Annotated in this window: 21 protein-coding genes, 2 tRNA genes and 1 pseudogene; 11 read left to right on the top strand and 13 right to left on the bottom strand. The window is 74.2% G+C overall.

Annotated features, from left to right (window positions below):
• Window positions 1-47 precede the first annotated feature (47 nt).
• A tRNA-Pro gene (locus ACLGIH_RS04590) sits at window positions 48-121 on the top strand.
• Window positions 122-366: 245 nt separating this feature from the next.
• Complete coding sequence (locus ACLGIH_RS04585; protein WP_416523922.1) at window positions 367-822, top strand: tellurite resistance TerB family protein; 456 nt, start codon at window positions 367-369, stop codon at window positions 820-822.
• Window positions 823-883: 61 nt separating this feature from the next.
• On the opposite strand, the gene ACLGIH_RS04580 is transcribed toward ACLGIH_RS04585, so the two are convergent.
• Window positions 884-1,816, bottom strand: coding sequence for a M56 family metallopeptidase (locus ACLGIH_RS04580; RefSeq protein ID WP_416523921.1), 933 nt, complete (start codon window positions 1,814-1,816; stop codon window positions 884-886).
• Between the two features lie 6 nt (window positions 1,817-1,822).
• Complete coding sequence (locus ACLGIH_RS04575) at window positions 1,823-2,209, bottom strand: BlaI/MecI/CopY family transcriptional regulator (protein ID WP_416523920.1); 387 nt, start codon at window positions 2,207-2,209, stop codon at window positions 1,823-1,825.
• 145 nt (window positions 2,210-2,354) lie between these two features.
• Between ACLGIH_RS04575 and ACLGIH_RS04570 the strand changes: the two are divergent.
• Window positions 2,355-3,342 (top strand): annotated as a pseudogene (locus ACLGIH_RS04570) (aldo/keto reductase).
• 7 nt (window positions 3,343-3,349) lie between these two features.
• Here ACLGIH_RS04570 and ACLGIH_RS04565 read toward each other — a convergent pair.
• Genes ACLGIH_RS04565 through iolC form a run of 5 tightly spaced genes read right to left on the bottom strand, consistent with a single transcriptional unit; the run spans window position 3,350 to window position 8,813 of the window.
• Window positions 3,350-4,105: a GntR family transcriptional regulator gene (locus tag ACLGIH_RS04565; RefSeq protein ID WP_416523919.1), complete on the bottom strand. Its 756-nt coding sequence runs from the start codon at window positions 4,103-4,105 to the stop codon at window positions 3,350-3,352.
• Between the two features lie 34 nt (window positions 4,106-4,139).
• Window positions 4,140-6,020 carry a 3D-(3,5/4)-trihydroxycyclohexane-1,2-dione acylhydrolase (decyclizing) gene (gene iolD, locus ACLGIH_RS04560; RefSeq protein ID WP_416523918.1) on the bottom strand — a complete coding sequence of 627 codons (1,881 nt, stop codon included), beginning with the start codon at window positions 6,018-6,020 and terminating at the stop codon, window positions 4,140-4,142.
• A complete protein-coding gene (gene iolB / locus ACLGIH_RS04555; RefSeq protein ID WP_416523917.1) occupies window positions 6,017-6,910 on the bottom strand; it encodes a 5-deoxy-glucuronate isomerase in 894 nt (297 codons plus the stop codon). The genes iolD and iolB overlap by 4 nt, the downstream gene beginning before the upstream one ends.
• Window positions 6,911-6,930: 20 nt before the next feature.
• Window positions 6,931-7,809 carry a Cgl0159 family (beta/alpha)8-fold protein gene (locus ACLGIH_RS04550; protein ID WP_416523916.1) on the bottom strand — a complete coding sequence of 293 codons (879 nt, stop codon included), beginning with the start codon at window positions 7,807-7,809 and terminating at the stop codon, window positions 6,931-6,933.
• The gene (iolC, locus tag ACLGIH_RS04545) at window positions 7,806-8,813 is read right to left on the bottom strand and encodes a 5-dehydro-2-deoxygluconokinase (RefSeq protein WP_416523915.1); all 1,008 of its coding nucleotides are present in this window, start codon (window positions 8,811-8,813) and stop codon (window positions 7,806-7,808) included. The genes ACLGIH_RS04550 and iolC overlap by 4 nt, the downstream gene beginning before the upstream one ends.
• A 222-nt stretch (window positions 8,814-9,035) precedes the next feature.
• On the opposite strand from iolC, the gene ACLGIH_RS04540 reads away from it, so the two are divergent.
• Genes ACLGIH_RS04540 through ACLGIH_RS04525 form a run of 4 tightly spaced genes read left to right on the top strand, consistent with a single transcriptional unit; the run spans window position 9,036 to window position 12,992 of the window.
• Window positions 9,036-10,058 (top strand): sugar ABC transporter substrate-binding protein, encoded by a 1,023-nt coding sequence (locus ACLGIH_RS04540; protein WP_416523914.1) that lies wholly within the window; start codon window positions 9,036-9,038, stop codon window positions 10,056-10,058.
• Complete coding sequence (locus ACLGIH_RS04535) at window positions 10,058-11,134, top strand: ABC transporter permease (protein WP_416523913.1); 1,077 nt, start codon at window positions 10,058-10,060, stop codon at window positions 11,132-11,134. The genes ACLGIH_RS04540 and ACLGIH_RS04535 overlap by 1 nt, the downstream gene beginning before the upstream one ends.
• A gap of 6 nt (window positions 11,135-11,140) precedes the next feature.
• A complete protein-coding gene (locus ACLGIH_RS04530) occupies window positions 11,141-12,088 on the top strand; it encodes an ATP-binding cassette domain-containing protein (RefSeq protein WP_416523912.1) in 948 nt (315 codons plus the stop codon).
• 1 nt (window position 12,089) lies between these two features.
• Window positions 12,090-12,992 (top strand): sugar phosphate isomerase/epimerase family protein, encoded by a 903-nt coding sequence (locus tag ACLGIH_RS04525; protein WP_416523911.1) that lies wholly within the window; start codon window positions 12,090-12,092, stop codon window positions 12,990-12,992.
• 133 nt (window positions 12,993-13,125) lie between these two features.
• Here the strand turns inward: ACLGIH_RS04525 and ACLGIH_RS04520 are convergent, their stop codons facing one another.
• The gene (locus ACLGIH_RS04520) at window positions 13,126-14,130 is read right to left on the bottom strand and encodes a Gfo/Idh/MocA family protein (protein ID WP_416523910.1); all 1,005 of its coding nucleotides are present in this window, start codon (window positions 14,128-14,130) and stop codon (window positions 13,126-13,128) included.
• 256 nt (window positions 14,131-14,386) lie between these two features.
• Here ACLGIH_RS04520 and ACLGIH_RS04515 point away from each other — a divergent pair, with 256 nt between their 5' ends.
• Window positions 14,387-15,421: a LacI family DNA-binding transcriptional regulator gene (locus tag ACLGIH_RS04515; RefSeq protein WP_416523909.1), complete on the top strand. Its 1,035-nt coding sequence runs from the start codon at window positions 14,387-14,389 to the stop codon at window positions 15,419-15,421.
• 30 nt (window positions 15,422-15,451) lie between these two features.
• On the opposite strand, the gene ACLGIH_RS04510 is transcribed toward ACLGIH_RS04515, so the two are convergent.
• A complete protein-coding gene (locus tag ACLGIH_RS04510; protein WP_416523908.1) occupies window positions 15,452-16,615 on the bottom strand; it encodes a Gfo/Idh/MocA family protein in 1,164 nt (387 codons plus the stop codon).
• A gap of 115 nt (window positions 16,616-16,730) precedes the next feature.
• Here ACLGIH_RS04510 and ACLGIH_RS04505 point away from each other — a divergent pair, with 115 nt between their 5' ends.
• Complete coding sequence (locus ACLGIH_RS04505; protein ID WP_416523907.1) at window positions 16,731-17,774, top strand: LacI family DNA-binding transcriptional regulator; 1,044 nt, start codon at window positions 16,731-16,733, stop codon at window positions 17,772-17,774.
• A 12-nt stretch (window positions 17,775-17,786) separates the two neighbouring features.
• On the opposite strand, the gene ACLGIH_RS04500 is transcribed toward ACLGIH_RS04505, so the two are convergent.
• Window positions 17,787-18,131, bottom strand: coding sequence for a cupin domain-containing protein (locus tag ACLGIH_RS04500; protein WP_416523906.1), 345 nt, complete (start codon window positions 18,129-18,131; stop codon window positions 17,787-17,789).
• 277 nt (window positions 18,132-18,408) lie between these two features.
• On the opposite strand from ACLGIH_RS04500, the gene ACLGIH_RS04495 reads away from it, so the two are divergent.
• A tRNA-Pro gene (locus ACLGIH_RS04495) sits at window positions 18,409-18,482 on the top strand.
• 257 nt (window positions 18,483-18,739) lie between these two features.
• Here the strand turns inward: ACLGIH_RS04495 and absR1 are convergent.
• Window positions 18,740-19,867: a beta-glucuronidase AbsR1 gene (gene absR1, locus ACLGIH_RS04490; RefSeq protein WP_416523905.1), complete on the bottom strand. Its 1,128-nt coding sequence runs from the start codon at window positions 19,865-19,867 to the stop codon at window positions 18,740-18,742.
• A gap of 96 nt (window positions 19,868-19,963) precedes the next feature.
• Between absR1 and ACLGIH_RS04485 the strand changes: the two genes are divergently transcribed.
• Window positions 19,964-21,775 (top strand): LuxR family transcriptional regulator AbsR2, encoded by a 1,812-nt coding sequence (locus tag ACLGIH_RS04485; protein ID WP_416523904.1) that lies wholly within the window; start codon window positions 19,964-19,966, stop codon window positions 21,773-21,775.
• An 18-nt stretch (window positions 21,776-21,793) separates the two neighbouring features.
• Here the strand turns inward: ACLGIH_RS04485 and ACLGIH_RS04480 are convergent, their stop codons facing one another.
• Together ACLGIH_RS04480 and ACLGIH_RS04475 are read right to left on the bottom strand one after the other, a co-directional pair.
• Window positions 21,794-24,181 carry a CHAT domain-containing protein gene (locus ACLGIH_RS04480; RefSeq protein ID WP_416523903.1) on the bottom strand — a complete coding sequence of 796 codons (2,388 nt, stop codon included), beginning with the start codon at window positions 24,179-24,181 and terminating at the stop codon, window positions 21,794-21,796.
• The gene (locus ACLGIH_RS04475; RefSeq protein ID WP_416523902.1) at window positions 24,106-24,813 is read right to left on the bottom strand and encodes a tetratricopeptide repeat protein; all 708 of its coding nucleotides are present in this window, start codon (window positions 24,811-24,813) and stop codon (window positions 24,106-24,108) included. Before ACLGIH_RS04475 ends, ACLGIH_RS04480 begins: the two co-directional genes overlap by 76 nt.
• Between the last annotated feature and the right edge of the window lie 40 nt (window positions 24,814-24,853).

Below are 24,853 nucleotides of genomic sequence, written 5' to 3'. Positions count from 1 at the left end.
TAGAGTGCTGTCCGCGTGATCGCGCGGTTCGCCGTGTGCGAGCGCATCGGGACGTGGCGCAGCTTGGTAGCGCACTTGACTGGGGGTCAAGGGGTCGCAGGTTCAAATCCTGTCGTCCCGACGTTGTGAAGGGTCTTCACGGGCACGAGCCCGGGAAGACCCTTCTTTCGTCTCTGAGGTCTTCTCGTCACACCTGCTGGCGGTCCCCGGCGTGCGGCTGGGCGAGGAGCGCCGGGATCACCGCACGGGCGGACCGCCGCGGACGGGCCGTCACACTGATACCTTCTACATTGTTGTAGAAATCTGGCTGTCCGGACCCGCCGTTCGGTCCGTCCGGGCATGCCCTGAGAGGCAAACGGAGTGCTCATGGCCCTGTGGGACCGCATCAAGGAGTCCGCGTCGCAGATGCAGACCCAGTTGACGGCGAAGAAGAACGACCTCAAGAGCGGGGCCTTCCGCGACGCGAGCATGGCGATGTGCGCGCTCGTCGCCGCCGCCGACGGCACCGTCGACCCCGCCGAGCGGCAGCGGGTGGCCCAGCTCATCGCCACCAACGAGGTGCTGCAGAACTTCGACGCCATGGATCTGCGCCGGCGTTTCGAGGAGAACCTGGACAAGCTCACCGCCGACTTCGCCTTCGGCAAGGTCGGCGTGCTCCAGGAGATCGGCAAGGCGAAGAAGAAGCCCGCCGAGGCGCGTGCCGTCATCCAGATCGGCATCGTCATCGGCGGCGCCGACGGCGACTTCGACAAGGACGAGCAGGCCGTCGTACGGGAGGCGTGCTTCGCGCTGGACCTGCCGCCGCACGAGTTCGACCTCTGAGATCCCGGCCCCCGCTCCCCACGGCCCCCGGCCTCCGGCCCCTGGTCTCAGGCTTCAGGCCTCACAGCGGCGTGGCCGCGTGCAGGACGAAGACCATCGTCACCGCGGAGTTGGCGGACGCCATCGCGGACACGGCCGTCCCGGCGGCGGCCAGCCATGCCGCCACCCCCACGCCGGTGAACACCGACGGCCAGGTGCGCGTCGCGGGAGCGGGCCCCAGCAGAGCGGCCACTCGGCGCGGCACCGGCCCCGGTGCGGCGAACCCCGCGAGCGCGGGGGCCGGCGTGCCCCGTGAGACCAGCGCGGCCTTCCCGATGGCCTGTGCCACCGTCCGGCGGTCGCCGACGGCCCGGGCCGCATCCTCGTCCGCCCACCGTTCCGTCGTGTACGACACCGCCGTGCGCAGCGGGCGCAGGAAGGGGTTCGCGCGCGCCGCCAGCTGAGCGACCAGCAGGAACCGGTGGTGACGCGCCGACAGGTGCGCCCGTTCGTGGGCGAACAGGGCGCGCCGGTCGGCGGGCCGCAGACTGCGCAGCAGGGCCGTGCTGACGACGATCCGGTCCCGGGCGCCGCCGGGCAGCGCGTACGCGTACGGCTCCTCGTCGGGGAGTACCGCCACCTCCGTCGCGGGCAGGTGGGCGAGCGCCCGGTGGGCGCGGCGGCGCACCCGCCGGTGCCGCCACAGCGTCCGGCCGCACACCACGGCCACGGCCAGCAGCGCGGGGATGGCCGCCCGGCCGGCCACCTCGTCGTAGGGCACGGCCGCGCGGACCTCCGGGTCCGACCAGCCGTCCGGCAGCGGATTGCCGGGCAGCTGTGCGGTGCCGACCACCATCAGCAGTCCCAGGCAGACCGTGCTGCACAGCGCCATCACGCCGGCCACACCCGTCAGCAGTCGCGTCGCGACACGCGGATGCAGGTGCTGCTCGGCCAGCCGGGCGATCGGCCAGGCCGTCAGCGGCAGCACCAGCGGCAGAAACACGAAGACCCCCATGAGGCCTCAGTCTTCCCCGTGGTCCGCCGGCCGATCCAGCAGTTCGCGCAGCAGCCGCTCGTCCTCGGGGCCGAGTCCGGTGACGAAGCTGGCCAGCACCGCCCCCCGGTCCTGCTCGCCGTCCAGCACCTTGCGCATCTTCCGCGCGGCCAGCCCCGCCTCGTCCGCGGCCGGCGTCCACAGGAACGACCGCCCGGCGCGTTCCCGGGTCACCGCCCCCTTGGCCAGCAGCCGGGTGAGGATCGTGATCACCGTCGTGTAGGCCAGGTCCGAGCCGAGCCGCTCCTGCACCCAGCCCGCGCTCGCCGGGCCGTCCGCCTCGCGCAGCGCCGACAGCACCTGCACCTCCAGCTCACCCTGCCCCCGTCGCCGGGGCCGCCGGTGGTCCGTCACGCCCTGTCTCCCTTCGGCTGCCGCGTACGTCACAGGCGGTCCATCGTAAGGACATCCGACACGGCGGGTTGACTTCGAGCGCACTGCAAGCCGAAGACTCCGGGGTGTGCCCGGACGACCGGGTACGCACGGGAGGAGCCGCACCATGAAGTACCGCACCATCGGCACCGGTCCGGACGGCCGCCGCGAGGTGAGCGAGCTCGCGCTCGGCGCGATGCTGTTCGGCTCGGTGACCGACGAGAAGACCTCCTTCGCCGTGCTCGACCGCTATGTCGAGGCCGGCGGGAACTTCATCGACACCTCCGGCAACTACGCCTTCTGGACCGACGGTGGCCAGGGCGGACAGAGCGAGGAACTCCTCGGGCGGTGGCGGCGCAGCCGCGGCATCGGCTCCGAGGTCGTCATCGCCACCAAGGTCGGCGCCCGCCCGCCGGCCCCCGGCACCGGCTTCGTCGACAACCCGGAGGGCCTGTCGGCGAAGGTGATCCGGGAGTCGGCCGAACGCAGCCGGGACCGGCTGGGCGTGGAGAAGCTCGATCTGCTGTACGCGCACATCGACGACCCGGCCGTGCCGCAGCGCGAGACCGTCGAGGGCTTCGCCGCCCTCGTCGCCGAGGGCACGGTCGGGCTGCTCGGCGTCAGCAATCAGGCGACCTGGCGGGTGGAGGCGGGCACGCGCGATCGCCGCCGCGGCCGGGCTGCCCGGCTACGAGGTGCTCCAGTACCAGCACAGCCTGCTGCGCCCGCGCTTCGACGTGCCCAGCGACCTCTTCCCGGACGGCAGCCTCGGCCACGCCGGGCCCGACCTGCTCGGCTGTCTGCGCGCCGAGCCCGGTCTGACCCTGGTCGCCTACTCGCCGCTGCTTTCCGGCGCCTACACCCGCGCCGACAAGCCGCTGCCGCCGGACTACGACCACCCCGGCACCCCGGCCCGGCTGGCGGTGCTGCGGGAGGTGGCGAAGGAGACCGGCGCCACCGCGGGCCAGGTCGTCCTCGCCTGGCAGATGGGCGGCGACCTGCCGGTGGTCCCGCTGGCCGGGGCCTCCTCCGTGGCGCAGTTGGAGGAGAACCTCGCCGCCGTGGAGCTGGAGCTGACGGCGGAGCAGCGGGCCCGGCTGGACGCCGCCCACTGACCCCGCGTCAGGTCCGCGCCAGCAGCTGGAAGTCGAACGTGTACCGGGAGGCGGGGTAGATGTGCGTGCCGTACTCCACCGGCCGGCCGGTGACGTCGTACGCCGTGCGCCGCATGGTCAGCAGGGCGGCGCCCGGCCGCTCGTCGAGGCGGGCGGCCTCCTCGGCGGTGGCCGAGCGGGCGCCGACGGTCTGCCGGGCGCTGTGCAGGGTGATGCCGGCCGCGCGCATCATCCGGTACAGGCCCGTCGACTCCAGGCGGGCGTCGTCCAGCTCCAGCAGTCCGGCCGGGAGGTAGTTGCACAGCACGGCCACCGGCCGGCCGTGGGTCAGCCGCAGCCGTTCCAGGACGGTGACCTCGCTGCCGTCCGGCACTCCCAGGGCGGCGGCCACGTCGGCGGCCGCGGGCTCCGGCTCGTGGCGTACGACCCGGGTGGTGGGGCCCTGCCCGGCCGCCTCCAGGTCGTCGTAGAGACTGCTCAGCTCCAGTGGGCGCCGGACCCGGGTGTGCACCACCTGGGTGCCCACCCCGCGCCGCCTGACCAGCAGCCCTTTGTCGACCAGGGACTGGATGGCCTGGCGGACGGTGGGCCGGGACAGGCCGAGGCGCGCGGACAGGTCGACCTCGTTGCCGAGCCGGTCGCCCGGGGCGAGCCCGCCGTGCTCGATGGCGGCCTCCAGCTGCTGGGCGAGCTGGTGGTACAGCGGGACCGGGCTGGTGCGGTCCAGGGCGAGGTCCAGCGAGTGGTGCGCGGCGGCGGTCACGACAGGTACCTCCTTCGTCCGGGGGCGGGCGCTCTCACAGGTGGCGGCGGCGGTCGGCCACGGCGCGCTCGTAGCGCTCGCGGGCCCCGGTCGCGGCCTCGCGGCCGGACACCTCGGCCACCGGCACGTCCCACCAGGCCTCGGCCGGGGGAGCGGTCGGCGCCGGGTCGGTCTCGACGTACACACAGGCCGGACGGTCCGAGTCGCGGGCGGCGGCCAGCGCCTCGCGCAGCTCGCCCACCGTCTTCGCGCGCCGCACCTCCATCCCGAGGCTCGCCGCGTTGGCGGCGAGGTCGACGGGCAGCGGGGCGCCGGTGAAGGAGCCGTCGGCGGCCCGGTGGCGGTAGGCGGTGCCGAACCGCTCGGCGCCCACCGTCTCGGACAGGCCGCCGATCGAGGCGTAGCCGTGGTTCTGGATCAGCACCAGCTTCACCGGGAGGTTCTCCTGGACGGCGGTCACGATCTCCGTGGGGTTCATCAGGTACGTGCCGTCGCCGACCAGCGCCCACACCGGGGTGCCCGGCGCGGCCTGCTGGACGCCGAGCGCGGCCGGGATCTCGTAGCCCATGCAGGAGTAGCCGTACTCCAGGTGGTACTGGCGCGCGGAGCGGGCCCGCCACAGCTTGTGCAGGTCGCCGGGGAGCGAGCCGGCCGCGTTGATCACCACGTCGTCGTCGCCCACCACCACGTCCAGCGCGCCGAGCACCTGCGTCTGGGTCGGCACGGCGCCGTCGTCGTCGGCGCGGTGGGCGGTCTCGACGATCCGCTCCCAGCGGTCCTTGCCGGCGGCGTACTCGGACGCGTACGCCGGGTCGACCCGGTGGCCGGCAAGCGCCTCCGTCAACTTCTCCAGGCCGGTCCGCGCGTCGCAGACCAGCGTCCGCGCGGCGAGCTTGTGCGCGTCGAAGGCGGTGATGTTGAGGTTGAGGAAGCGGACGTGCGGGTTCTGGAAGAGGGTGCCGGAGGCGGTGGTGAAGTCGGTGTGGCGGGTGCCGACGCCGATCACCAGGTCGGCGGTGCGGGCGAGTGCGTCGGCGACCGCGGTGCCGGTGTGGCCGATGCCGCCGACGTCGGCGGGATGGTCGTGGCGCAGTGAGCCCTTGCCGGCCTGGGTGGAGGCGACCGGGATGCCCGTGGCGTCCACCAGCGCCTTCAGCGCCGCCTCGGCCTCGCTGTGGTGGACGCCGCCGCCCGCGATGATCAGCGGACGCTCGGCGGCCCGGACGGCGCGGACGGCCTCGGCCAGTTCCTCCGGGTCGGGCGCGGGCCGGCGGACGCGCCAGAGGCGGTCGGCGAAGAACTCCTCGGGCCAGTCGAAGGCTTCCGCCTGCACGTCCTGCGGCAGTGCGAGGGTGACGGCGCCGGTCTCGGCGGGGTCGGCCAGCACCCGCATGGCGCCCAGCGCGGAGGGGATCAGCGCCTCGGGGCGGGTGATCCGGTCGAAGTAGCGGGAGACCGGGCGCAGCGTGTCGTTGACGGACACGTCGGCGGACACGGGGTGCTCCAGTTGCTGGAGCAGCGGGTCGGCGGCGTGCGAGGCGAAGTAGTCGCCGGGCAGCAGGAGGACCGGCAGCCGGTTGATGGTGGCGAGGGCGGCACCGGTGACCAGGTTGGTGGCGCCGGGGCCGATCGACGTCGTCACCGCCTGAGCGGACAGGCGGTTCAGCTGCCGGGCGTGGCCGACCGCCGCGTGCACCATGGCCTGTTCGTTGCGGCCCTGGTGGTACGGCATCACGTCGGCGTACTCGACGAGGGCCTGGCCGATGCCCGCCACGTTGCCGTGGCCGAAGATGCCCCAGGTGCCGGTGATCAGGCGGTGGCGCACGCCGTCGCGTTCGGTGTACTGGGCGGCCAGGAACCGGACCAGGGCCTGGGCGGTGGTCAGTCGGCGGGTGGGGGCGCTGTGTGCGCTCATGCGGACCTCTCCGGCGCGGTGTAGAGGGGGAGTCGGGGATCGACGGGCTGCTCGGGCCAGGTGTCGCGGACCCAGGCGTGATCCGGGTGGTCGCAGATCAGCCAGGCGCGTTCGTCCTCCGGCCCCGCCATGACGTTGAGGTAGTACATGTGGTGGCCGGGCACGGCCATCGACGGTCCGTGCCAGCCGTCGGGGATCAGCACCACGTCGCCGTCGCGCACCTCGGCCAGCACGTCCGTGCCGCGCCCCCGCCCGGACGGCGAGACCCGCTGGTAGCCGAGGCCGGGGGTGCCGTCGTGGGCGGCGAACTCGAAGTAGTAGATCTCCTCCAGCACCGACTCCTCGCCGGGGCGGTGCTCGTCGTGCTTGTGCGGCGGGAACGACGACCAGTTGCCGCCCGGGGTGAGCACCTCGACCGCGATCAGCTTGTCGCACTCGAAGACGCCCGCGGCGCCGAAGTTGTTCACCTGGCGGGAGCAGTTGCCGGTGCCGCGCAGTTCCACCGGGACCGAGGAGGCCGGTCCGTAGCGGGCGGGCAGCCGGCGGGTGCAGCGGGCGCCGGTGAGCGCGAACCGTCCGCCGCCGGCCGAGGTCACGGTCGTACGGGCGTCCCGGGGCACGTAGGCGAAGTCGCTGACCGCGCTGAACACGTCGGGGCGGCCGTGCAGTTCGAAGGTGTCCCGGCCGGAGCCGTCCTCGGCGGTGACCGTGCAGCCGCCGCCGAGCGGCAGGACGATCCACTCGCTGTCGTCGGCGTCGAAGGTGTGGCTGCCGCCCGGCGGCAGGTGCAGGACGCGCAGAGCGGAGTGCCCCCAGCCGGCGTCCCCGGGGGTGACGTCCACGGTGTAGGGGCCGTTCGCCGTCTTCCCGGCAGGGTGGTGATACGTCATCAGGGTCGTCTCCGTCCTCGTCACAACAGGCCGACGGCCGTGTCCACCGCCTGCTCCACGCTGCCCTCGGCCGGGTAGAGCAGCGAGCGGCCCACCACCAGGCCCTGCACGGTGGGCAGGCGCAGCGCCTTGCGCCAGCGCTCGTAGGCGACGTCCTGATCGTTCCCGACGTCGCCGCCGAGCAGCACGACCGGCAGGGTGGAGGTCTCCAGGACCTCGCCCATGTCGTCCGGGTCGTCGGTGACCGGCAGCTTCAGCCAGGTGTAGGCGGAGGTGCCGCCCAGCCCCGAGGCGATGGCGATGGACCGGGTGACCGCCCCGGCCGACAGGTCGTTGCGCACCCGCCCGTCGACCCGGCGGGACAGGAACGGCTCCACGAAGACCGGCAGCCGGTGGGCGGCCATCGTGTCCACGGCCCGGGCCGTGGACTCCAGCGTGGCCAGCGACCCGGCGTCGTCGTAGTCGATGCGCAGCAGCAGCTTGCCCGCGTCGAACCGCAGGCGGACGAGGTCCTCGGCGCGGTGGCCGGTGAAGCGGTCGTCCATCTCGAAGGCGGCGCCCGCGAGGCCGCCGCGGTTCATCGAACCCATGACGACCTTGTTCTCCAGCGCCCCGAGCAGCAGCAGGTCCTCCAGGACGTCGGCGGTGGCCAGCACACCGTCGACGCCGGGCCGGGACAGCGCGACGCACAGGCGTCCGAGAAGGTCCGCCCGGTTGGCCATGGCGAGCCGGCGGTCGCCGACGGCCAGCGCGCCCCTCGCGGGGTGGTCGGCGGCCACGATCATCAGCCGGCCGCTGTCGCCGATCAGCGGGCGGCGCGTCCGCCGGGCCGCGGCCTCGGTGATCGCCTCCGGGTGCCGGGCTCTGACCGCGGTGAGGTCGGGGATGCTGAGGGTCAAGACGACGCTCCGTTCGGGCAGGCTCGGGCGAGGAGGCCGTCGACCTCGGCCGCGGTGGGCATCGCGGAGGAGCAGGCGAGACGGGAGGCGACCAGGGCGCCGGCCGCGTTGGCGTACCGCATGGTGCGCTCCAGCTCCCAGCCGGAGAGCAGGCCGTGGCAGAGCGACCCGCCGAAGGCGTCGCCCGCGCCGAGGCCGTTGACCACCTCGACCGGCACCGGCGGCACCTCGGCCGTCGTCCCGTCGCGGTGCACGGCGAGCACCCCCTTCGGGCCCTGCTTCACCACGGCCAGCTCCACGCCCGCCGCCAGCAGCGCCTCGGCGCACGCCTTCGGCTCGCGCACGCCGGTGGCGATCTCGCACTCGTCGATGTTGCCGACCGCGACGGTGGCGTGCCGCAGTGCCTCGGCGTAGTGCGGGCGGGCCGCCTCCGGGTCGGTCCAGAACATCGGGCGCCAGTCCAGGTCGAAGACGGTCGTCCCGGCCCCGGCCCGGGCCGCGAGGGCGTCCAGGGTGGCGGAGCGGCTCGGCTCCTCGCTCAGGCCGGTGCCGGTGATCCAGAAGACGCGGGCCGCGCGGACGGCCGCCAGGTCCAGCTCCTCGGTGCGGATCTCCAGGTCGGGGGCCTTGGGCCGGCGGTAGAAGTACAGCGGGAAGTCGTCCGGCGGGAAGATCTCGCAGAACGTGACGGGCGTCGGGTACGCGGCGACCGGGGTGACCCAGCGGTCGTCGACGCCGAACTCCTTCAGAGCCCGGTGCAGATAGCCGCCGAACGGATCGTCGCCGGTGCGGGTGATCACGGCCGATCGGCGGCCCAGGCGGGCCGCGGCGACCGCCACGTTGGCGGCCGAGCCGCCCAGGAACTTGCCGAAGGTCTCCACTTCGGCGAGCGGTACGCCCGTTTGCAGGGGGTACAGATCGACCCCGATCCGGCCCATCGTGATCAGATCGAAGGGCTGGGCCGACTCGGCTGACTCGGCCAAGTGTTCGGCGTATTCGGCCATGTAGGAAGCTCCTCGGGGCTGGGCGGGGGCCTGCCGACTCCCAGGTGTAGGACTCGGGCACCAACCCTGTCAATACTTTGTACTTACATTCGGACTAGCTCGTGAAGTGATGTCTTGACAAAGTATTGACAGCGGGCGTCCCAAGGACTTGTATCCGGTGCCAGCGCAAAGCCGTCTCCTCTCGGCACACGGCTCCCCGTCGCACAGTGAGGTGCAGGAAAGATGGACCGCTCTTCGCACGCCCGCTCCCGCAGAATCGCCCCCGCCGTGGCCCTCGCCGCGGCGGCGGCCCTGACCCTCGCCGGCTGCTCCAGCGGCTCCGGAGGGAAGAAGGCCGACGAGGAGGGGGGCTCGGGCGCCTCCGCGGGCAAGGCGAACACCCCCCGGATGAAGGTCGCCCTCGTCACCCACCAGGCACCCGGCGACACCTTCTGGGACATCGTCCGCAAGGGCGCCGAGGCCGCAGCCGCCAAGGACAACATCGAGCTGATCTACTCCGCCGACCCGAACGCCGGCAACCAGGCCAACCTGGTGCAGAACGCGATCGACCAGAAGGTCGACGGCATCGCGGTCACCCTCGCCAAGCCCGACGCCCTCAAGGGCGTGGTGGCCAAGGCACAGCGGGCCGGGATACCCGTCGTCGGGCTCAACTCCGGACTGAGCGACTGGAAGGAGCTGGGCCTGCTGGAGTTCTTCGGGCAGGACGAGACCGTGGCGGGCGAGGCGTTCGGCAAGAAGCTCAACGAGGTCGGCGCCAAGAGGGCCGTCTGTGTCATCCAGGAGCAGGGCAACATCGGCCTCACCCAGCGCTGCGACGGCGTGAAGAAGACCTTCGAGGGCGCCATCGAGAACCTCTACGTCAACGGCACCGACATGCCGTCCGTGAAGTCGACGATCACCGCCAAGCTGAAGCAGGACGGCGCCATCGACCACGTCGTCACCCTCGGCGCCCCGTTCGCGCTCACCGCCGCGCAGTCGGTGGAGGAGACCGGCAGCAAGGCCGAGGTCGCCACCTTCGACCTCAACAAGCAGCTGACCGGCGCCATCAAGGACGGCACCGTCGAGTTCGCCGTCGACCAGCAGCCCTACCTCCAGGGCTACCTCGCGGTGGACGGACTGTGGCTCTACGAGAACAACGGCAACTACAGCGGCGGTGGTGAGCAGCCGGTGCTGACCGGCCCGGCCTTCGTCGACGAGTCCAACGTCGACAGGATCGCCGAGTTCGCCGCGAAGGGCACCCGGTGATGGGCATGACCCAGCAGGCTGCGCCGGCGGTGACCCCACCGCCGGCCCCCGGCCCCCGGCAGTCCGACGGGCGGACCCGGCAGCGCCCCCTGGCCCTGCGGCTGCTCGCCCGGCCCGAGGTCGGGGTCTTCCTCGGCGCCGTCGCGGTCCTCGTCTTCTTCCTGATCGCGGCCCCGACGGTCCGCCAGGGCGGGTCGATGGCGACGATCCTCTACCAGTCGTCCACCATCGGGATCATGGCCCTTCCGGTGGCACTGCTGATGATCGGCGGCGAGTTCGACCTGTCGGCCGGCGTCGCCGTCATCACCTCGGCGCTGACCGCCGGCATGCTCAGCTACCAGCTGACCCTGAACATCTGGATGGGCGTGCTCGTCGCCCTGCTGGTGTCCCTCGGCGTCGGCGCGTTCAACGGCTGGCTGCTGGTGAAGACCGGGTTGCCCAGCTTCCTGGTCACCCTCGGCACCTTCCTGATCCTCCAGGGCGTCAACCTCGCCGTCACCAAGCTGGTCACCGGCAACGTCGCCACCGACGACATCAGCGACATGGACGGCTTCGACCAGGCCAGGGCCGTCTTCGCCTCCTCCTTCGACATCGGCGGCGTCCAGGTGAAGATCACGGTCGTGTGGTGGCTCGCCTTCGCGGCGCTGGCCACCTGGGTGCTGCTGCGCACCAGGTACGGCAACTGGATCTTCGCGGTCGGCGGCAGCAAGGAGAGCGCCCGGGCCGTCGGCGTCCCGGTGACCTTCACCAAGATCTCCCTGTTCATGCTGGTCGGCCTCGGCGCCTGGTTCGTCGGCATGCACCAGCTGTTCTCCTTCAACACCGTGCAGTCCGGCGAGGGCGTCGGCCAGGAGCTGATCTACATCGCCGCGGCCGTCATCGGCGGCTGCCTGCTGACCGGCGGCTACGGCTCCGCGATCGGCCCCGTCTTCGGCGCGTTCATGTTCGGCATGGTGAACCAGGGCATCGTCTACGCCGGCTGGAACCCCGACTGGTTCAAGGCGTTCCTCGGCGTGATGCTGCTCGGGGCCGTGCTCGTCAATCTGTGGGTCCGCCGCACGGCGACCCGGAGGTGATCGGAAATGACCAGCAACACCACCGGCACCCATGGAGCCGTCCTCAAGGACACCGGACCCGACGGGGACCGCCCGGTCGTCGAACTGCGCGGCGCCGGCAAGTCCTACGGCAACATCCGCGCCCTGCACGGCGTCGACCTGGCCGTCCACCCCGGCCGGGTGAGCTGTGTGCTCGGCGACAACGGCGCCGGCAAGTCCACCCTCATCAAGATCATCTCCGGGCTGCACCAGCACACCGAGGGCCAGTTCCTCGTGGACGGCGAACCGGTCCGCTTCGCCACCCCGCGCGAGGCCCTCGACCGCGGCATCGCCACCGTCTACCAGGACCTCGCCACCGTCCCGCTGATGCCGGTGTGGCGTAACTTCTTCCTCGGCTCCGAGCTGACCAAGGGACCCTGGCCGGTCCGCCGCCTCGACATCGCCGGCATGAAGAAGACCGCCGACGAGGAACTGCGCAACATGGGCATCGTCCTGGACGACCTGGAGCAGCCCATCGGCGCCCTCTCCGGCGGCCAGCGCCAGTGCGTCGCCATCGCCCGCGCCGTGCACTTCGGCGCCCGCGTCCTCATCCTGGACGAGCCCACCGCCGCCCTCGGCGTCAAGCAGTCCGGCGTGGTGCTGAAGTACATCGCCGCCGCCCGCGACCGCGGCCTCGGCGTCATCTTCATCACCCACAACCCCCACCACGCCTTCATGGTCGGCGACCACTTCACCGTGCTGCGCCTGGGCACCCTGGAACTGTCCGCCGCCCGCAGCGAGATCACCTTGGAGGAACTGACCAACCACATGGCCGGCGGCGCCGAACTCGCCGCCCTCAAGCACGAGCTGGCGCAGGTCGGCGGCGTCGACGTGGAGCGGCTTCCGGAGGACCGGGACCTCACCCGGGAACCGGTCGCCGAGCCCACCGCACCCGGCGGGCCCGCCGCGCCCGAACGGACCGAAGGGAAGTCCTGACATGCCCCCTGCCCTCGACCGCATCCGGGTCGGCTCCGCCCCCGACTCCTGGGGCGTCTGGTTTCCCGACGACCCGCTGCAGGTGCCCTGGGAACGCTTCCTGGACGAGGTCGCCGAGGCCGGATACTCCTGGATCGAACTGGGCCCCTACGGCTACCTCCCCACCGACCCCGCCCGGCTCACCGACGAGGTGGACCGGCGCGGCCTGAAGGTCTCCGCCGGCACCATCTTCTGCGGCCTGCACCGCGGACCCGCCGAGTGGGACGGCACCTGGGAACAGGTCGGCCGGGTCGCCGCGCTCACTCAGGCCATGGGCGCCCGGCACCTCGTCGTCATCCCCTCCTTCTGGCGGGACGACAAGACCGCCGAGATCCTGGAGCCCCGCGAGCTGACGAACGAGCAGTGGGCCCACCTGACCAAGGGCATGGAGCGGCTCGGCCACGAGGTCAAGGAGACCTACGGCCTGGACATCGTCGTCCACCCGCACGCCGACACCCACATCGACACCGAGGACCACGTCGAGCGCTTCCTCGACTCCACCGACTCCGAGCTGGTCAACCTCTGCCTGGACACCGGCCACTACGCCTACTGCGGCGGCGACAGCGTCAAGCTGATCGAGACCTACGGCGAGCGCATCGGCTACCTGCACCTCAAACAGGTCGACCCGGGGATCCTCGCCGACGTCACCGCGAACGGCGTGCCCTTCGGGCCGGCCGTGCAGCGCGGCGTGATGTGCGAACCGCCGGGCGGGGTGCCGGAGCTGGAACCGGTGCTGGCCGCCGCGCAGCGGCTCGGCGTGGAGCTGTTCGCGATCGTCGAGCAGGACATGTACCCCTGCGAGCCGGACAAGCCGCTGCCCATCGCCGTCCGCACCCGCAGGTTCCTGCGTTCCTGCGGCGCCTGACCCGGCCCGAGGCGGCCCGAGGCGGCCCGCCGAACCGGCCGTGCGCGGGCCCCGCGCACGGCCGGTTCGGCAGGCCGTTGTCGCTGGTGCGGCCCGGGTGACGGCTTCTCCCGCCGGCGTCACTCCCGTCCGCTCAGCCGCGCCGTGCCTCCGCCACCGTCACCGGGCGGTGCTCGCGCAGCGACAGCGTGCAGGCCTCGGCGATCCAGCCCGCCTCCAGCGCGTCCTCGACCGTGCAGGGCGAGGGTCGCGCGCCGGCGACGACCTCGGTGAACGCCGCGAGTTCGGCACGGTAGGCGGCGGTGAAGCGGTCCATGAAGAAGTCGTGCGGGGTGCCGGCCGGGAAGCCCACTCCGGGCTCGACCGACCGCAGCGGCAGCCGGTCGTCCAGACCGACGGCGATGGAGTCGGCGAAGCCGTGCAGCTCCATCCGGACGTCGTAGCCGCGTGCGTTGTGGCGGCTGTTGGAGACCACGGCGAGCGTGCCGTCGTCCAGGGTCAGGACCGCGCCGGTGGTGTCGGCGTCGCCCGCCTCCCGGATGTGGTCCGCGCCGCGATTGCCGCCGGCGGCGTACACCTCGGTCACCTCGCGGCCGGTCACCCAGCGGATGACGTCGAAGTCGTGCACCGCGCAGTCCCGGAAGATGCCGCCGGAAGCGGCGATGTAGGCGGCCGGCGGCGGCGCCGGGTCCAGCGTCGTCGACCGCACGGTGTGCAGCTTGCCGAGCTCGCCGCGGCGGACCGCGTCCCGGGCGGCGGCGAACCCCGCGTCGAAGCGGCGGTTGAAGCCGATCTGCACCGGTACGTCCCGGCCCGCGATCGCCTTGAGCACCTCGACGCCCTCCGCCATGGTGCGGGCGACGGGCTTCTCGCAGAAGACGGGGACACCGGCGTCCACGGCGGCGCGGATCAGCGCCGGGTGGGCGTCGGTCGCGGCGGCGACCACGACCCCGTCCACACCGGCGGACAGCACGGCCTCCGGCGAGTCCGCGACCTCGGCGCCGAACCGGTCGGCGGCGGCCTTGGCCGCGTCCGCGAACGGGTCGGCGACGACGAGCGAGTCGACGGCGTCGAGGCCGGAGAGGGTTTCGGCGTGAAAGGCGCCGATGCGGCCGAGGCCGAGAATTCCGATGCGCATGGGCTCCGTTGCTCCTTGTGTTTCCGGGTCGCTGTCCGGGGCGGCCGCTGTCCGTCACCGGGTCCGGCCCGCGCCCCGGGCGCCCTTCGGCTCGTCCTCGAACGCCGGACGGGCTGTGCGGGGGTGGAGGACGTCATCGCTCCCTGCGAGTCGGAGCAACCGGGTCACGGAACGGCACGGTCCTGCCATTCTTGTCAGTACAAACCCCTCGAACAATCAGCGGCGAGCCATCAAAAACCCCTCAAGGAGCCGTCCCATGGGCCACCCGTTCCCGATCCGGGAGATCGCGCGCCAGGCGGGTCTGAGCGAGGCCACCGTGGACCGGGTCCTCAACGGCCGGGGCGGGGTGCGGCCGAGCACGGCACAGGAGGTGCACCGCGCGATCGCCGACCTGGACCGGCAGCGCACCCAGGTACGGCTGGTCGGCCGGACGTTCATGGTGGACATCGTGATGCAGGCACCCGAGCGGTTCACCACCGCCGTACGAGCCGCTCTGGAGGCCGAACTGCCCTCCCTGCACCCGGCCGTCGTCCGCTCCCGTTTCCACTTCCGGCAGACCGGCCCCGTCGGGGAACTGGTGCGCACCCTGGACCGGATCGCCCGGCGCGGCTCCCAGGGCGTGATCCTCAAGGCCCCGGACGTCCCCGAGGCGACCGCCGCCGTGGGCCGGCTGACCGCCGCCGGCATACCGGTCGTGACGCTGGTGACCGACCTGCCGGCCAGTACCCGCCTCGCCTACGTCGGCATCGACAACCGGGCGGCGGGCGCCACGGCCGCGTATCTCACGGGCCAGTGGCTCGGCGACCGCCCAGGCAACGTGCTGACCAGCCTGAGCAGCGGGTTCTTCCGCAACGAGGAGGAGCGCGAGATGGGCTTCCGCGGTGTCATGCGGGCCCGCCACCCTCACCGGGCGCTCGTCGAGACGGCCGGGGGCCAGGGCCTGGACGCCACTCAGTACGACCTCGTCCGCGCCGCCCTGGAGCGCGACCCGGACATCCGGGCGGTCTACTCGATCGGCGGCGGCAACATCGCCACCCTCCGGGCCTTCGCCGACCTGGGCCGCACCTGCGCCGTCTTCGTCGCCCACGACCTGGACCAGGACAACACCCGGCTGCTGCGCGAGCACCGCCTGTCCGCCGTGCTCCACCACGATCTGCGCCGGGACGTGCGCGAGGCCTGCCACGCCGTGATGCGCGCGCACGGCGCCCTGCCGCCCGCGGGCCCCGCGCTGCCGTCCGCGATCCAGGTGGTCACGCCGTACAACATGCCGCCGCAGGCGCCGGGAGCCTGAGGGCCGGCCGGGGGATGCCGGCCGTCGCCGTCACGTCCCCGCGTCCACGTCCACCCAGGCACCGCTCCGTGCCGACCGCGCCATCGCGTCCAGCACCTCCGCGGTGTGCACGGCGTCGCGCAGCGTGGCCCCGTGCGGGGTGCCCTCGGCGACGGAGCGCAGGAAGCGGTAGGCCTCCACGACCTTCAGGTCGTCGTAGCCCATGGCGTTGGCGGCACCTGGCTGGAAGGCGGCGAACTCCCCGTGCCCCGGGCCCACGTACACCGTGCTCACCGGCTGGTCCTGGTACGTCGTACCGCGGCTGACGCCCAGCTCGTTCATGCGCCGGAAGTCCCAGAACACCGCGCCCCGGGTGCCGTGCACCTCGAAGCCGTACGCGTTCTGCTCGCCCACCGACACCCGGCTGGCCTCCAGGACGCCGCGCGCCCCGGAGGCGAAGCGGAGCAGGCAGCCGACGTAGTCCTCGTTCTCCACGGGGCCCAGCTCGCCGCCGGTCGCCCGGGCGTGGCCGGCGGTGGCCGCGGCCGGCCGGGCCCGCCGCGGCAGGAAGATCGCGGTGTCCGCGGTCAGCGAGGCGATGTCGCCCAGCAGGAACCGGGCCAGGTCCGTGCCGTGGGACGCCAGGTCGCCGAGGACCCCGCTGCCGCCGCGCTCCCGCTCGTACCGCCAGGTCAGGGCCGACTCCGGGTGCGCCGCGTAGTCGCTGAACAGGCGGATGCGGACGTGTGTGACCGTGCCGATGTCGCCGGTGGCGATCAGGTCGCGGGCCGCCTCCACGGCGGGCGCGTTGCGGTAGTTGAAGCCGACCGTGCCCTGGACGCCCGCCCGGGCGACCGCGTCGGCCACCGCACGGGCGTCCTCGGCGGTCAGGCCCACCGGCTTCTCGATCCACAGGTGCTTGCCGGCCTCGGCCATGGCGACGCCGATCTCGCGGTGCAGGAAGTTCGGGGCGGTGATGCTGACCGCCCGGACCCGTGGGTCGGCGGCCACCTCGCGCCAGTCGCGGGTGGTCGAGGCGAACCCGAACTGCGCGGCGGCCTCCTCGGCCCGGCCCGGCACCTCCTCGGCGACCGTCACCAGCTCCGGGCGCAGCGGCAGCAGCGGATAGTGGTGCCGGACCCGGGCGTACGCCTGGGTGTGCACCCGGCCCATCCAGCCGAACCCGACGACGGCGACACCGAGCACATCCACCATGAGAGCCCCTTTGGACCGGTCCAGGCACTGCCACTGTCCAGCCCACCTTCTGTGCGCGCCACCAAGGGTGTCAAGCCTTTGACAGGGGAGCGGTCTTCATGGAACGGTCCAAAGCATGAAGCAGCCGACCATCCGCGACGTGGCCGAGCGCGCCGGAGTCTCCAAGTCCCTCGTGTCACTGGTGCTGCGCGGTTCCGCACAGGTGCGCCCCGAGAAGCGGGAGGCCGTGCTGCGTGCCGCGCGGGAACTCGGCTACCGGCCGAACGCGGCGGCCCGCAGCCTCGGCGAGCGACGCACCCTCCCCCACTCCCGGCTCCGCCCGGGCGGGGGAACCCCCGTGGTCGGCGTGCTGCTGAACGACCTGCGCAACCCGTGGTTCGTCGACCTGCTCGACAACCTGAACTCCCTGCTGCACGCGGCCGGCCTCTCCATGCTGCTGGCCGACGCCCGCCTCCACCACCGCACCGGCCAGGACCCCGCCGGTCCGCTCGGCGACCTCGGCGTCGACGGTCTGGTGGTGGTCGGCACCCTGCCCGACCCGGTCGCCCTCGGGGCGGTCGCCGCCCGGATGCCGGTCGTCGTCGCGGGCGCGCGCGAGCCGGTGCCGCCCGGGGTGGACGTGGTCGCCGGTGACGACGAACGGGGAGCGCGGCTGGTCACCGAGCACCTCATCGGGCTCGGCCACCGCCGTGTCGCGCACCTCGCCGGGTACGGGGCGGTCGGCGAACTGCGCCGCCGCAGCTTCGAGGCGGCCATGCGCGCCCACGGCCTCGCCGACCGGGCGGTCGTGGAGCCCACCGACATGACCGAGGAGGGCGGCTACCGCGCCGCCGTCCGGCTGCTCAGCCGCCCCGAGCGGCCCACCGCCGTCTTCGCCGTCAACGACATCGCCGGCGTCGGCGCCCTGTCGGCGGCCGGGCAGCTGGGCCTGCGGGTGCCGCGGGACCTGTCCGTGGCCGGCTACGACAACACCGGCATCTCCCGGCTGCGTCACCTGTGGCTCACCACCGTCGACACCGGCGGGCACGAGGTCGGCCGCCGCGCCGCCCGCTGCCTGCTGGACCGCCTCGAGCGGCCCGGGGGAGAGGGCGGCGTCCATCTGGCGCCGCCCGCACTGGAGATCCGGGGCACCACGGCCCCGCCCTCCTTCGAGGACTGACGGCACAGGCCGCTAAAGACTGATGGCGTAGGCCTTCCGCAGCGTCTCGTGCACGGTCCACGTCGTGCGGTCGCCCTCGCGCAGCACGGCCAGGTCACCCGGCCCGACCGTCAGCGTCGGCCCGCCCGCCACCTCGATGGTGGCCGACCCGCTGATCACCACGAACAGCTCGTCCGCCTCGGTGTCGGTGACGACGCCGGGGGTGATCTGCCAGACGCCGCGCAGCTGACGGCCGTCCGGCGACTCCCAGACCACCTTGCCGGTCACCTCCGGCGTACCGGAGACGATCTGCTCCGGGTCGAGGGGCTCGGGTTCGAGCTCGACGTCGGGGATGTGAAGAACGAAGCTGTGGTCCATGCGGCGACCCTAGCCAGCGCGGACCCGCCGGGACGGGCGACAGGTTGTGCCGTTTCGGGGGCGGGACGCGGACACTTCGTCGCGCGCGCCGGGACGCAGGGGCAGGGGCAAGGGCAGGGGCAGGGGCAGGGGCAGGGGCAGGGGCAGGGTGAACAGCATTGATGTGCCGCATGGCCCCGCAGCCACCCCGGGCTGTGCACGCCACCGCCCCACGCCGCGTCGCTCCGTGGCTGGTAGGGTTGACCGGCGCGTTCACCGGGATGTCCTGGAGGCGCAGCGGGACGTGGCGCAGCTTGGTAGCGCACTTGACTGGGGGTCAAGGGGTCGCAGGTTCAAATCCTGTCGTCCCGACTCGTGGAGCGCGGGTCAGAGGCCGTAGCGGAACATCCGGTACGGCCTCTCGGGCTCAGTCGGCACCGCCGTTCACCCTCGCAGGTCCCGCGCCGGACGGCGCTGGCCGAGCGGCCGGACCCGGCGTCCGCCGACCCCCGTGCGGCGGACGCCGGTGGCGCCGGGAGCGTCGCCCTCCCCCGAAGGCGGCGCTCCCGGCCCTTTCCCCCGGCGCCGGACTGCGGCCTGTCACGTCCCGGTGCGCCGCGGCCGTGCCGTCACCAGCACATGACCGCGGTCTCGCCCGCACCCCACGCGGAGTACAGACGCACCCGGACGACGTAGCGGCGGCCCTTGACGAGGCGGGCCGTGATCCTCGCGTTCCCGGGCGTACCGCCGTCGTCCTGCCCGGCGAGGTAGCGCGGCAGGCCGTCGCGCTCCTCGAAGACCACCACGACGGCGTCGCTGTCGCCGAAGGTTCCCACGGTGTACGCGCGGGTCTGCGGCGGTTCGATCGAGAGGTCGGCCTGCTCGCCCGGCCCGAGACCGAGCGGCACCGAACGGAACGGCACCAGCGCGGGCGGCCGGCCGAGGTCTCCCCGGCCGAGCCGGTCCGGGACCGGAGGAGGGCCGGCCGGCGGGTACCAGCGCAGCGCGAACTCCTTGTCGGATGCGGACAGCGTGCCGGGCGGGTGCAGGCCCGCGCGGTACTGCTCCGGTTCCAGGACCAGCCCCGGCGGCACGGCGAACGTCATGACCGACTGCGGGTCCCAGAGATCACCGTTGACCTCGTGGACATCGAGCCTGCGCAGGATGTTGTGGTACGTCCGCTCCCGGCTCCAGTGGTTCGGCGGCCCCGCCAGCTCGGCGTAGACGGCCTCCTCGTCCCAGTGGAGCCCGGCGAACGGGCTCTGGTGCTCGTGGACCATCCCGAGCGCGTGGCCGATCTGGTGCAGCGCCGTGCCGCGCTCGCCGGGCGCGGTGAGGTCCCAGCCGAAGTTCATGGTGCGTTCGTGCAGGCCGACCCGGAGCGCGTCCCGGCCCACGGCCGACCAGGAGCCGTCGCCCTGCTGGAACCCGATGCGCAGCTCGGCCTCCGCACGGTCGCCGACCTCACTGAAGGTGAGCCCGAGGCCGAGGTCCTGCCACTGGTGGAAGCACGCGCGCACCACGTCCCGCTGCTCCGCCGGCCCGGCCCACGGAACCCGGCGGGTCCGGCCGGTCCCGGGCACGGTGATGACCGAGGCGTCACCGGCGCCGTCGTCGTCGTAGAACGCGTAGTGCAGCACGGTGCCGTTGACCCACATCCGCCGTCCGCCGGTGAGCGCGGCGAGCCGCTCGGCGGCCAGTCCCGGCGCGAACGCGGGGGCCGCCTGCGGCGCGAGCGAGCAGTAGCGGGCGGTCATGGGGCCCAGACTGCCGCCCGCCCGGCCGCGGAAGCGTGAGTCGAGGGCTGCTCAAGTCGCCCTGTATCAAAGGTGAGTAGGCGGGCTCTTGTTGGTGTGACCACTTTCGACGTGCGGGAATCCGACCGGGACGCGACCACGCCGCGGCCGCCCTGGCCGTTCACGGGACGTGAGGAGGAACTGGAGCTGGTGCGCCGGTCCGTGGCCGCCGGGCGGCCCGGCCTCGCGGTCACCGGGCCGGCGGGCCGCGGCAAGACCCGGCTCGTCACCGAGGCCGTCCGCGGCACCGACTGCGCCCTGGTCACCGGAACGCCCGGCACCGGGGACATGCCCTTCGCCGCCTTCGCCCACCTGCTGCCCGAGTCGGTCACCCTGCACCGCGCGGTCCGGCTGCTGTCCGGGCTGCGGCTGCTGCTGGTCGACGACGCGCATCTGCTCGACGACGCCTCCGCCGCGCTGGTCCACCAGCTCGCGGCGCACGGACGCGCCCGGCTGCTGGTCGTCGCGACCGACGGCGAACCCGCGCCCCGCGCGGTCTCCCGCCTGTGGGCCGGCGAACTGCTGCCGCGCCTCGCCCTGGAGCCGCTGTCCCGCGACGAGACAGCGGAGCTGCTCACCGCGCGGGCCGGCGGCCGCCCGGACCCGCTCACCGCCGACCGGCTGCACCGCCTGTGCCAGGGTGACCTGCGGCTGCTGCGCGACCTGGTGGAGGCGGCCGACCCGGTTCCGGGTGTCTCCCCGTGGGCGTGGCGGGGACCGGTGCCCGTGACCGCGGCCGTACGGGAACGCACCGCTCACCTCCTGGACCGCGCCCGCCCCGAGGAGCGCGAGACGCTGGAGCTCCTCGCCTTCACCGAGCCCCTCGCGCTGCACCCGGAGGACGCCGACGCACGCACCCTGAAGGAACTGGAGGCGCTGGAGGCCGAGGGCCTGGTCCACGTCGACGACGACGGCGCCGCCCGCCTCGCCCACCCCCTGTACGGCCCCGTCCTGCGGTCCCTGGCCGGCCGGCTGCGCGCCCGGCGCCTGTCCCGGGCCGTTTCCGGTCGGTGCGGTCCCGCGCTGACCGCGGAGCGGGCCGCCCTGCTCCGGTGCGTCGAGCGGGCCGACGTACGCCGGATCAGGGGGCCGGTGGGGGAGTGGCTGGTGGGCGAGGGAGCATCCGTACCGGCCGGGTACGCGGCCGTACGCGCCCGTTGCGCCCGCCTGCGGGGCGAGCTGCGCCTGGCCGCGGCCTGGGCCCGGGAGGGCCTGCGCGCCGCCCCCGGTGACCGCGCCTGCCGGACCGAACTCGCCCTCGCCGCGGCCCAGTCGGGCGAACCGCCGGCCGCCGGGGAGGACGTCGAGGGCGCGGCCGTGGCCTGGGCCGCCGCCGCACGCGGTGACCTCGACGGGGCCCTGGCCGCCGTCACCGACGACGACGCCTACGACACCGTGCGGCTGGGCGCCCCGGGCCGGGCCGCCGGGCGGCTGACCGGCGTCTTCGCCGCGCACGCCGAGGCGCTCGCCCACGGTGACGGGCCGGGCCTCGACCGGGCGGCCGAGGAGCTGCGGCGGCGCGGCCTCCTGCTGTTCGCGGCCGAGGCCCACGCCCAGGCCGTCCACGTCCACCGCGACCCGCGCGCCGCCCGCACCTCCCGCACCCGTGCCGTGGCCCTGGCCCGGCGCTGCCAGGGCGCCCGGACCCCGGCGCTGTCCGGCCTGGCGCTCGGCGAACTCACCGCTCGTCAGCGGCAGATCGTCACACTCGCCGCCGGCGGCCTGAGCAACCGGCAGATCGCGGAGCGGCTCACCCTGTCCGTCCGCACCGTCGGCAACCACCTGTACGGCGCCTACGCCCGTCTCGGCGCCGGCGACCGCGCCGCCCTGTCCTGGCTGGTGGAGCCAGCTTCGGCGCGGCCCGCCTGACGCGGCCCACGATCAGGGTCAGGCCGCCCCGAACGCGGTGAACGCCCACCCGGTGGCCTGGTGCACCGCGTCGTCCGGCAACGCGGCCCGCGCGTCGCGCAGTGCCTCCGCCAGCGACAGCCCCGCCTCCAGCCCCTTGTGCAGCGCGAGCATCAGCGGCACCACCGCGGCGTCGTTGACCGGCGCGCTGCACGCCACCACGCCGGCCGTGCCCAGCGGCAGCAGCGCGGTCACCAGACCGAGCAGCTCGTCCGCGCCCACCGTCGCGAACCGGGCGGTGTCGCAGCAGGACAGGATGATGCGGTACGGACTGCGGTCCAGCCGTTCGAAGTCGTGCACGATGAGCGGCCCGTCACCCATCCGCAGCGCCGAGAACAGCGGACTGTCCGCCCGGAAGGTGCCGTGCGCGGCGATGTGCGCCAACGCGGCCCCGTCCAGCTCCCGCAGCACCCGCGGCACCCGTGCCCGGTCGTCCTCCAGGACGACCGGCGCCCCGGCGACCGGCACGGCCGCGCTCCCGCTCCCGCCGTCCGGCCGCCCGGTCGGGTGGGCGTCCCGGAGGCCGGGCGGCGGCCGCCGTACCCCGGCGCCTTCCACTCCGGCCGGCTCCGGGGCCCGCCCGGCCGCCGGCGACGGGTCGGCTCCGGTGCGCTCCGCTCCGGTCGGCGTCCCGCGCCGGGCGGCCGCCGATGGTGGCCGCGGTGCGGTGTGTCCCGATTCGGTGTGTCCCGATTCGGTGTGTCCCGGTTCGGTGTGTTCGGGATCGGATTCGGGTTCGGTCGGGCCCCGGCGGCCGTTCGCGGTGGACGGGGGCCGCGCCACCGCGGCCCTCGGTCCCGTCCGGCACGCGTAGCCGGCGGCGCCCGCCGTGTCCCGCGGCCGCGCACCCGGCGACGCCGCCCGGCCCCCGTACCGGAGGGCGAGTTCCGGCACCTCCGCCCCACCGCTGGCCAGCCCCGGGCCGCGCACCAGCACGTGCCGGCCGCCGGGCGGCGGCTCGGTCTCGCGTGCGCGCAGCCAGCTGCTCGCCGACGGCGACACGCTCAGCACCCGTTCCCGCAGCGCCGGCAGCAGCGCCCACGGCACGCGGTGCAGCCGCCCCGGCGGTACGACGACGACCGCGCCCGAGCCGAGATGCGCCGCCGCCGGGCCGAGCAGCAACTCCTGGAGGCGGCGACCCGCGGCCTCCACCAGCGGCAACCGGGCCTCCGCCCCCGGATGGGCCAGCCGCCGCAGCCCGGCCTGCACATGCTCGGCCTCCCGCTCCGCCTCCGCCAGCCGCCCCGCCTCGAACCGGCGCACCCGCCCCTGCCCGCACAGCAGCACATGCACGCGTCCGTCCAGCACGACCAGCTCCACCAGCCGCACCTCGTCCCCGAGGGCCGCCAGCAGCCGGCCGACGTCGAACCGGTCCCCCTCGCCCGGTGCCTCGCCCCGTATGTGCAGGGTCCTGGAGCGGATCTCCCGCTCCAGGCGCCGCTGCTCGCGCTCCAGCGCCGCGACCGGACGGCCGTCCCTGCGCGCCTGTTCCGCGCGGGCGGCGATCTCCCGGAACGCCGTCATGCCGCTGAACAGCGCCGGGTCGGCCGGCGGCCGGGTCGGCGGCGCGGACAGCACCGTCGCCCGCCACCGCTCGCTCCACACCAGCAGCCGCCGGGGCCCGCCCGAGGCGAGGCTCGCCCGCTGCGCCATGGCCGCCAGCTCCGCGCCCTGTTCCGTGGCCCGGGCCCGCAGCTCCGAGGCGCCCAGCGTCATCCGGTGGTCGTCCAGCACGTCCAGACCGCGCCGGCACGCCTCCAGCACCCCGCGCGTCGACCCGGCCGCCCGCGCCCGCAGCGCCTGCGCCGCCCAGCCCGTCACCCGGGCCAGCGGCGGCCCGCTGTGCCGGCTGCGCGCGGCCCGGGCCAGATGCCGCTCGGCGTCCGCCGTCCAGCCCAGGTCCAGCGCGATCCGGCCCGCGAGCAGCGACGCCTCCGGCGCGGCCGGCGCACCGAACGACGCCAGCCGCTCGGCCACCGCCGCGGCGTCCGCGACCAGCCGCCCCGAGCCCCGCCCGGCCGCCACCCGCGCCTCGATCAGCACCAGCCGGGCGTGCGTCTCGTACCAGGTGCGCCGCTGCCCCGCGAACAGCCGCACGGCCACCGCCGCGCGGGCGACGGCGGTCTGCGCGTCCCCGGCCAGCCGGGCCGCCCGCGCGGCCACCAGCAGCAGTTCGGCGCGGCGCGTGGACTGCCCGCCGATGCCGTCCAGCGCGGCGAGCGCCGCGTCCGCCTCGGCCAGCGCCTCCGGGGCGAGCCCCGCCGCCATCAGCACCTCGCAGCGCCGGATGTTCAGCACGAACGTCGGTGTGCCCAGCTTCGCGTAGCGTTCCTCGGCCTCGTCGAGCAGCCGCAGCGCCACCGGCACGTCGCCCGAGCGGAACGCGGCCAGCCCCGGCTCTCCACCGCGTCCGCCTTGTCGTGCTCCTGGCCCGTGGTGTCCCACAGCGCCTCCGCCGCCGTGAAGTCGGCGTCCGCCCGGTCCACCGCGCCCAGCGCCAGATGCACCGTCGCCCGCAGCGTCAGCGCCCGCGCCGTCCAGATCACGTCGTCCACCTGGCGCAGTACCGCGATGGCCCGCCGTACGTCCTCCAGCGCCTCGGCGTGCCGCCCCAGCACCCACCACACGTAGGCCCGCCGGTAGAGCACCCGCGCCCGGGTGTGCCCCGTGCCCCGGGCCACGCCCCGTTCGAACGCGGCCAGCCCCTGCCGGGTGCGGCCGGTGTGCACCAGCGCCACCCCGAGCGTGGCCAGCACGTCGGCCTCGCGTTCGGCCGAGTCCGCGCGGGCCGCCAGGCCGCGGGCCCGGCGCAGATGGGACAGCGCCAGCCGGGTGTCGCCGAAGTCCCGCTGCCAGATGCCGATCACCTGATGGGCCACGGAGGCGTCCAGCGGCCCGGGAGCGGCGGCGAGCACCTCCTCCGCCCGCGCCAGGGCCTCGTTGGGCGCGGCGAACACCATCGGCAGCAGGTCGAGCACCGAGTCGCTTCCCGCGGTCACCCCACGGATGGTAGTGCTCCGGAACCGTGTCCCACAGGTT

It is taken from the genome of Streptomyces hamibioticus (genome assembly GCF_047946815.1).
GTDB lineage: Bacteria > Actinomycetota > Actinomycetes > Streptomycetales > Streptomycetaceae > Streptomyces.
Note: the sequence above shows the minus strand (reverse complement) of the source record. Positions and strands in the feature narration are given on the sequence as shown.

What these genes read in the sequence shown, in the direction of transcription:
- ACLGIH_RS04530 (WP_416523912.1), top strand. Translation starts at nt 11,141, where the DNA reads ATGACCAGCAACACCACCGGCACCCATGGAGCCGTCCTCAAGGACACC.
- ACLGIH_RS04580 (WP_416523921.1), bottom strand. Translation starts at nt 1,816, where the DNA reads ATGGGGGTCTTCGTGTTTCTGCCGCTGGTGCTGCCGCTGACGGCCTGG.
- ACLGIH_RS04540 (WP_416523914.1), top strand. Translation starts at nt 9,036, where the DNA reads ATGGACCGCTCTTCGCACGCCCGCTCCCGCAGAATCGCCCCCGCCGTG.
- ACLGIH_RS04585 (WP_416523922.1), top strand. Translation starts at nt 367, where the DNA reads ATGGCCCTGTGGGACCGCATCAAGGAGTCCGCGTCGCAGATGCAGACC.
- iolD (WP_416523918.1), bottom strand. Translation starts at nt 6,020, where the DNA reads ATGAGCGCACACAGCGCCCCCACCCGCCGACTGACCACCGCCCAGGCC.
- iolC (WP_416523915.1), bottom strand. Translation starts at nt 8,813, where the DNA reads ATGGCCGAATACGCCGAACACTTGGCCGAGTCAGCCGAGTCGGCCCAG.
- ACLGIH_RS04505 (WP_416523907.1), top strand. Translation starts at nt 16,731, where the DNA reads ATGAAGCAGCCGACCATCCGCGACGTGGCCGAGCGCGCCGGAGTCTCC.
- ACLGIH_RS04500 (WP_416523906.1), bottom strand. Translation starts at nt 18,131, where the DNA reads ATGGACCACAGCTTCGTTCTTCACATCCCCGACGTCGAGCTCGAACCC.
- ACLGIH_RS04525 (WP_416523911.1), top strand. Translation starts at nt 12,090, where the DNA reads ATGCCCCCTGCCCTCGACCGCATCCGGGTCGGCTCCGCCCCCGACTCC.
- iolB (WP_416523917.1), bottom strand. Translation starts at nt 6,910, where the DNA reads ATGACGTATCACCACCCTGCCGGGAAGACGGCGAACGGCCCCTACACC.
- ACLGIH_RS04535 (WP_416523913.1), top strand. Translation starts at nt 10,058, where the DNA reads ATGGGCATGACCCAGCAGGCTGCGCCGGCGGTGACCCCACCGCCGGCC.
- ACLGIH_RS04515 (WP_416523909.1), top strand. Translation starts at nt 14,387, where the DNA reads ATGGGCCACCCGTTCCCGATCCGGGAGATCGCGCGCCAGGCGGGTCTG.
- absR1 (WP_416523905.1), bottom strand. Translation starts at nt 19,867, where the DNA reads ATGACCGCCCGCTACTGCTCGCTCGCGCCGCAGGCGGCCCCCGCGTTC.
- ACLGIH_RS04510 (WP_416523908.1), bottom strand. Translation starts at nt 16,615, where the DNA reads ATGGTGGATGTGCTCGGTGTCGCCGTCGTCGGGTTCGGCTGGATGGGC.
- ACLGIH_RS04520 (WP_416523910.1), bottom strand. Translation starts at nt 14,130, where the DNA reads ATGCGCATCGGAATTCTCGGCCTCGGCCGCATCGGCGCCTTTCACGCC.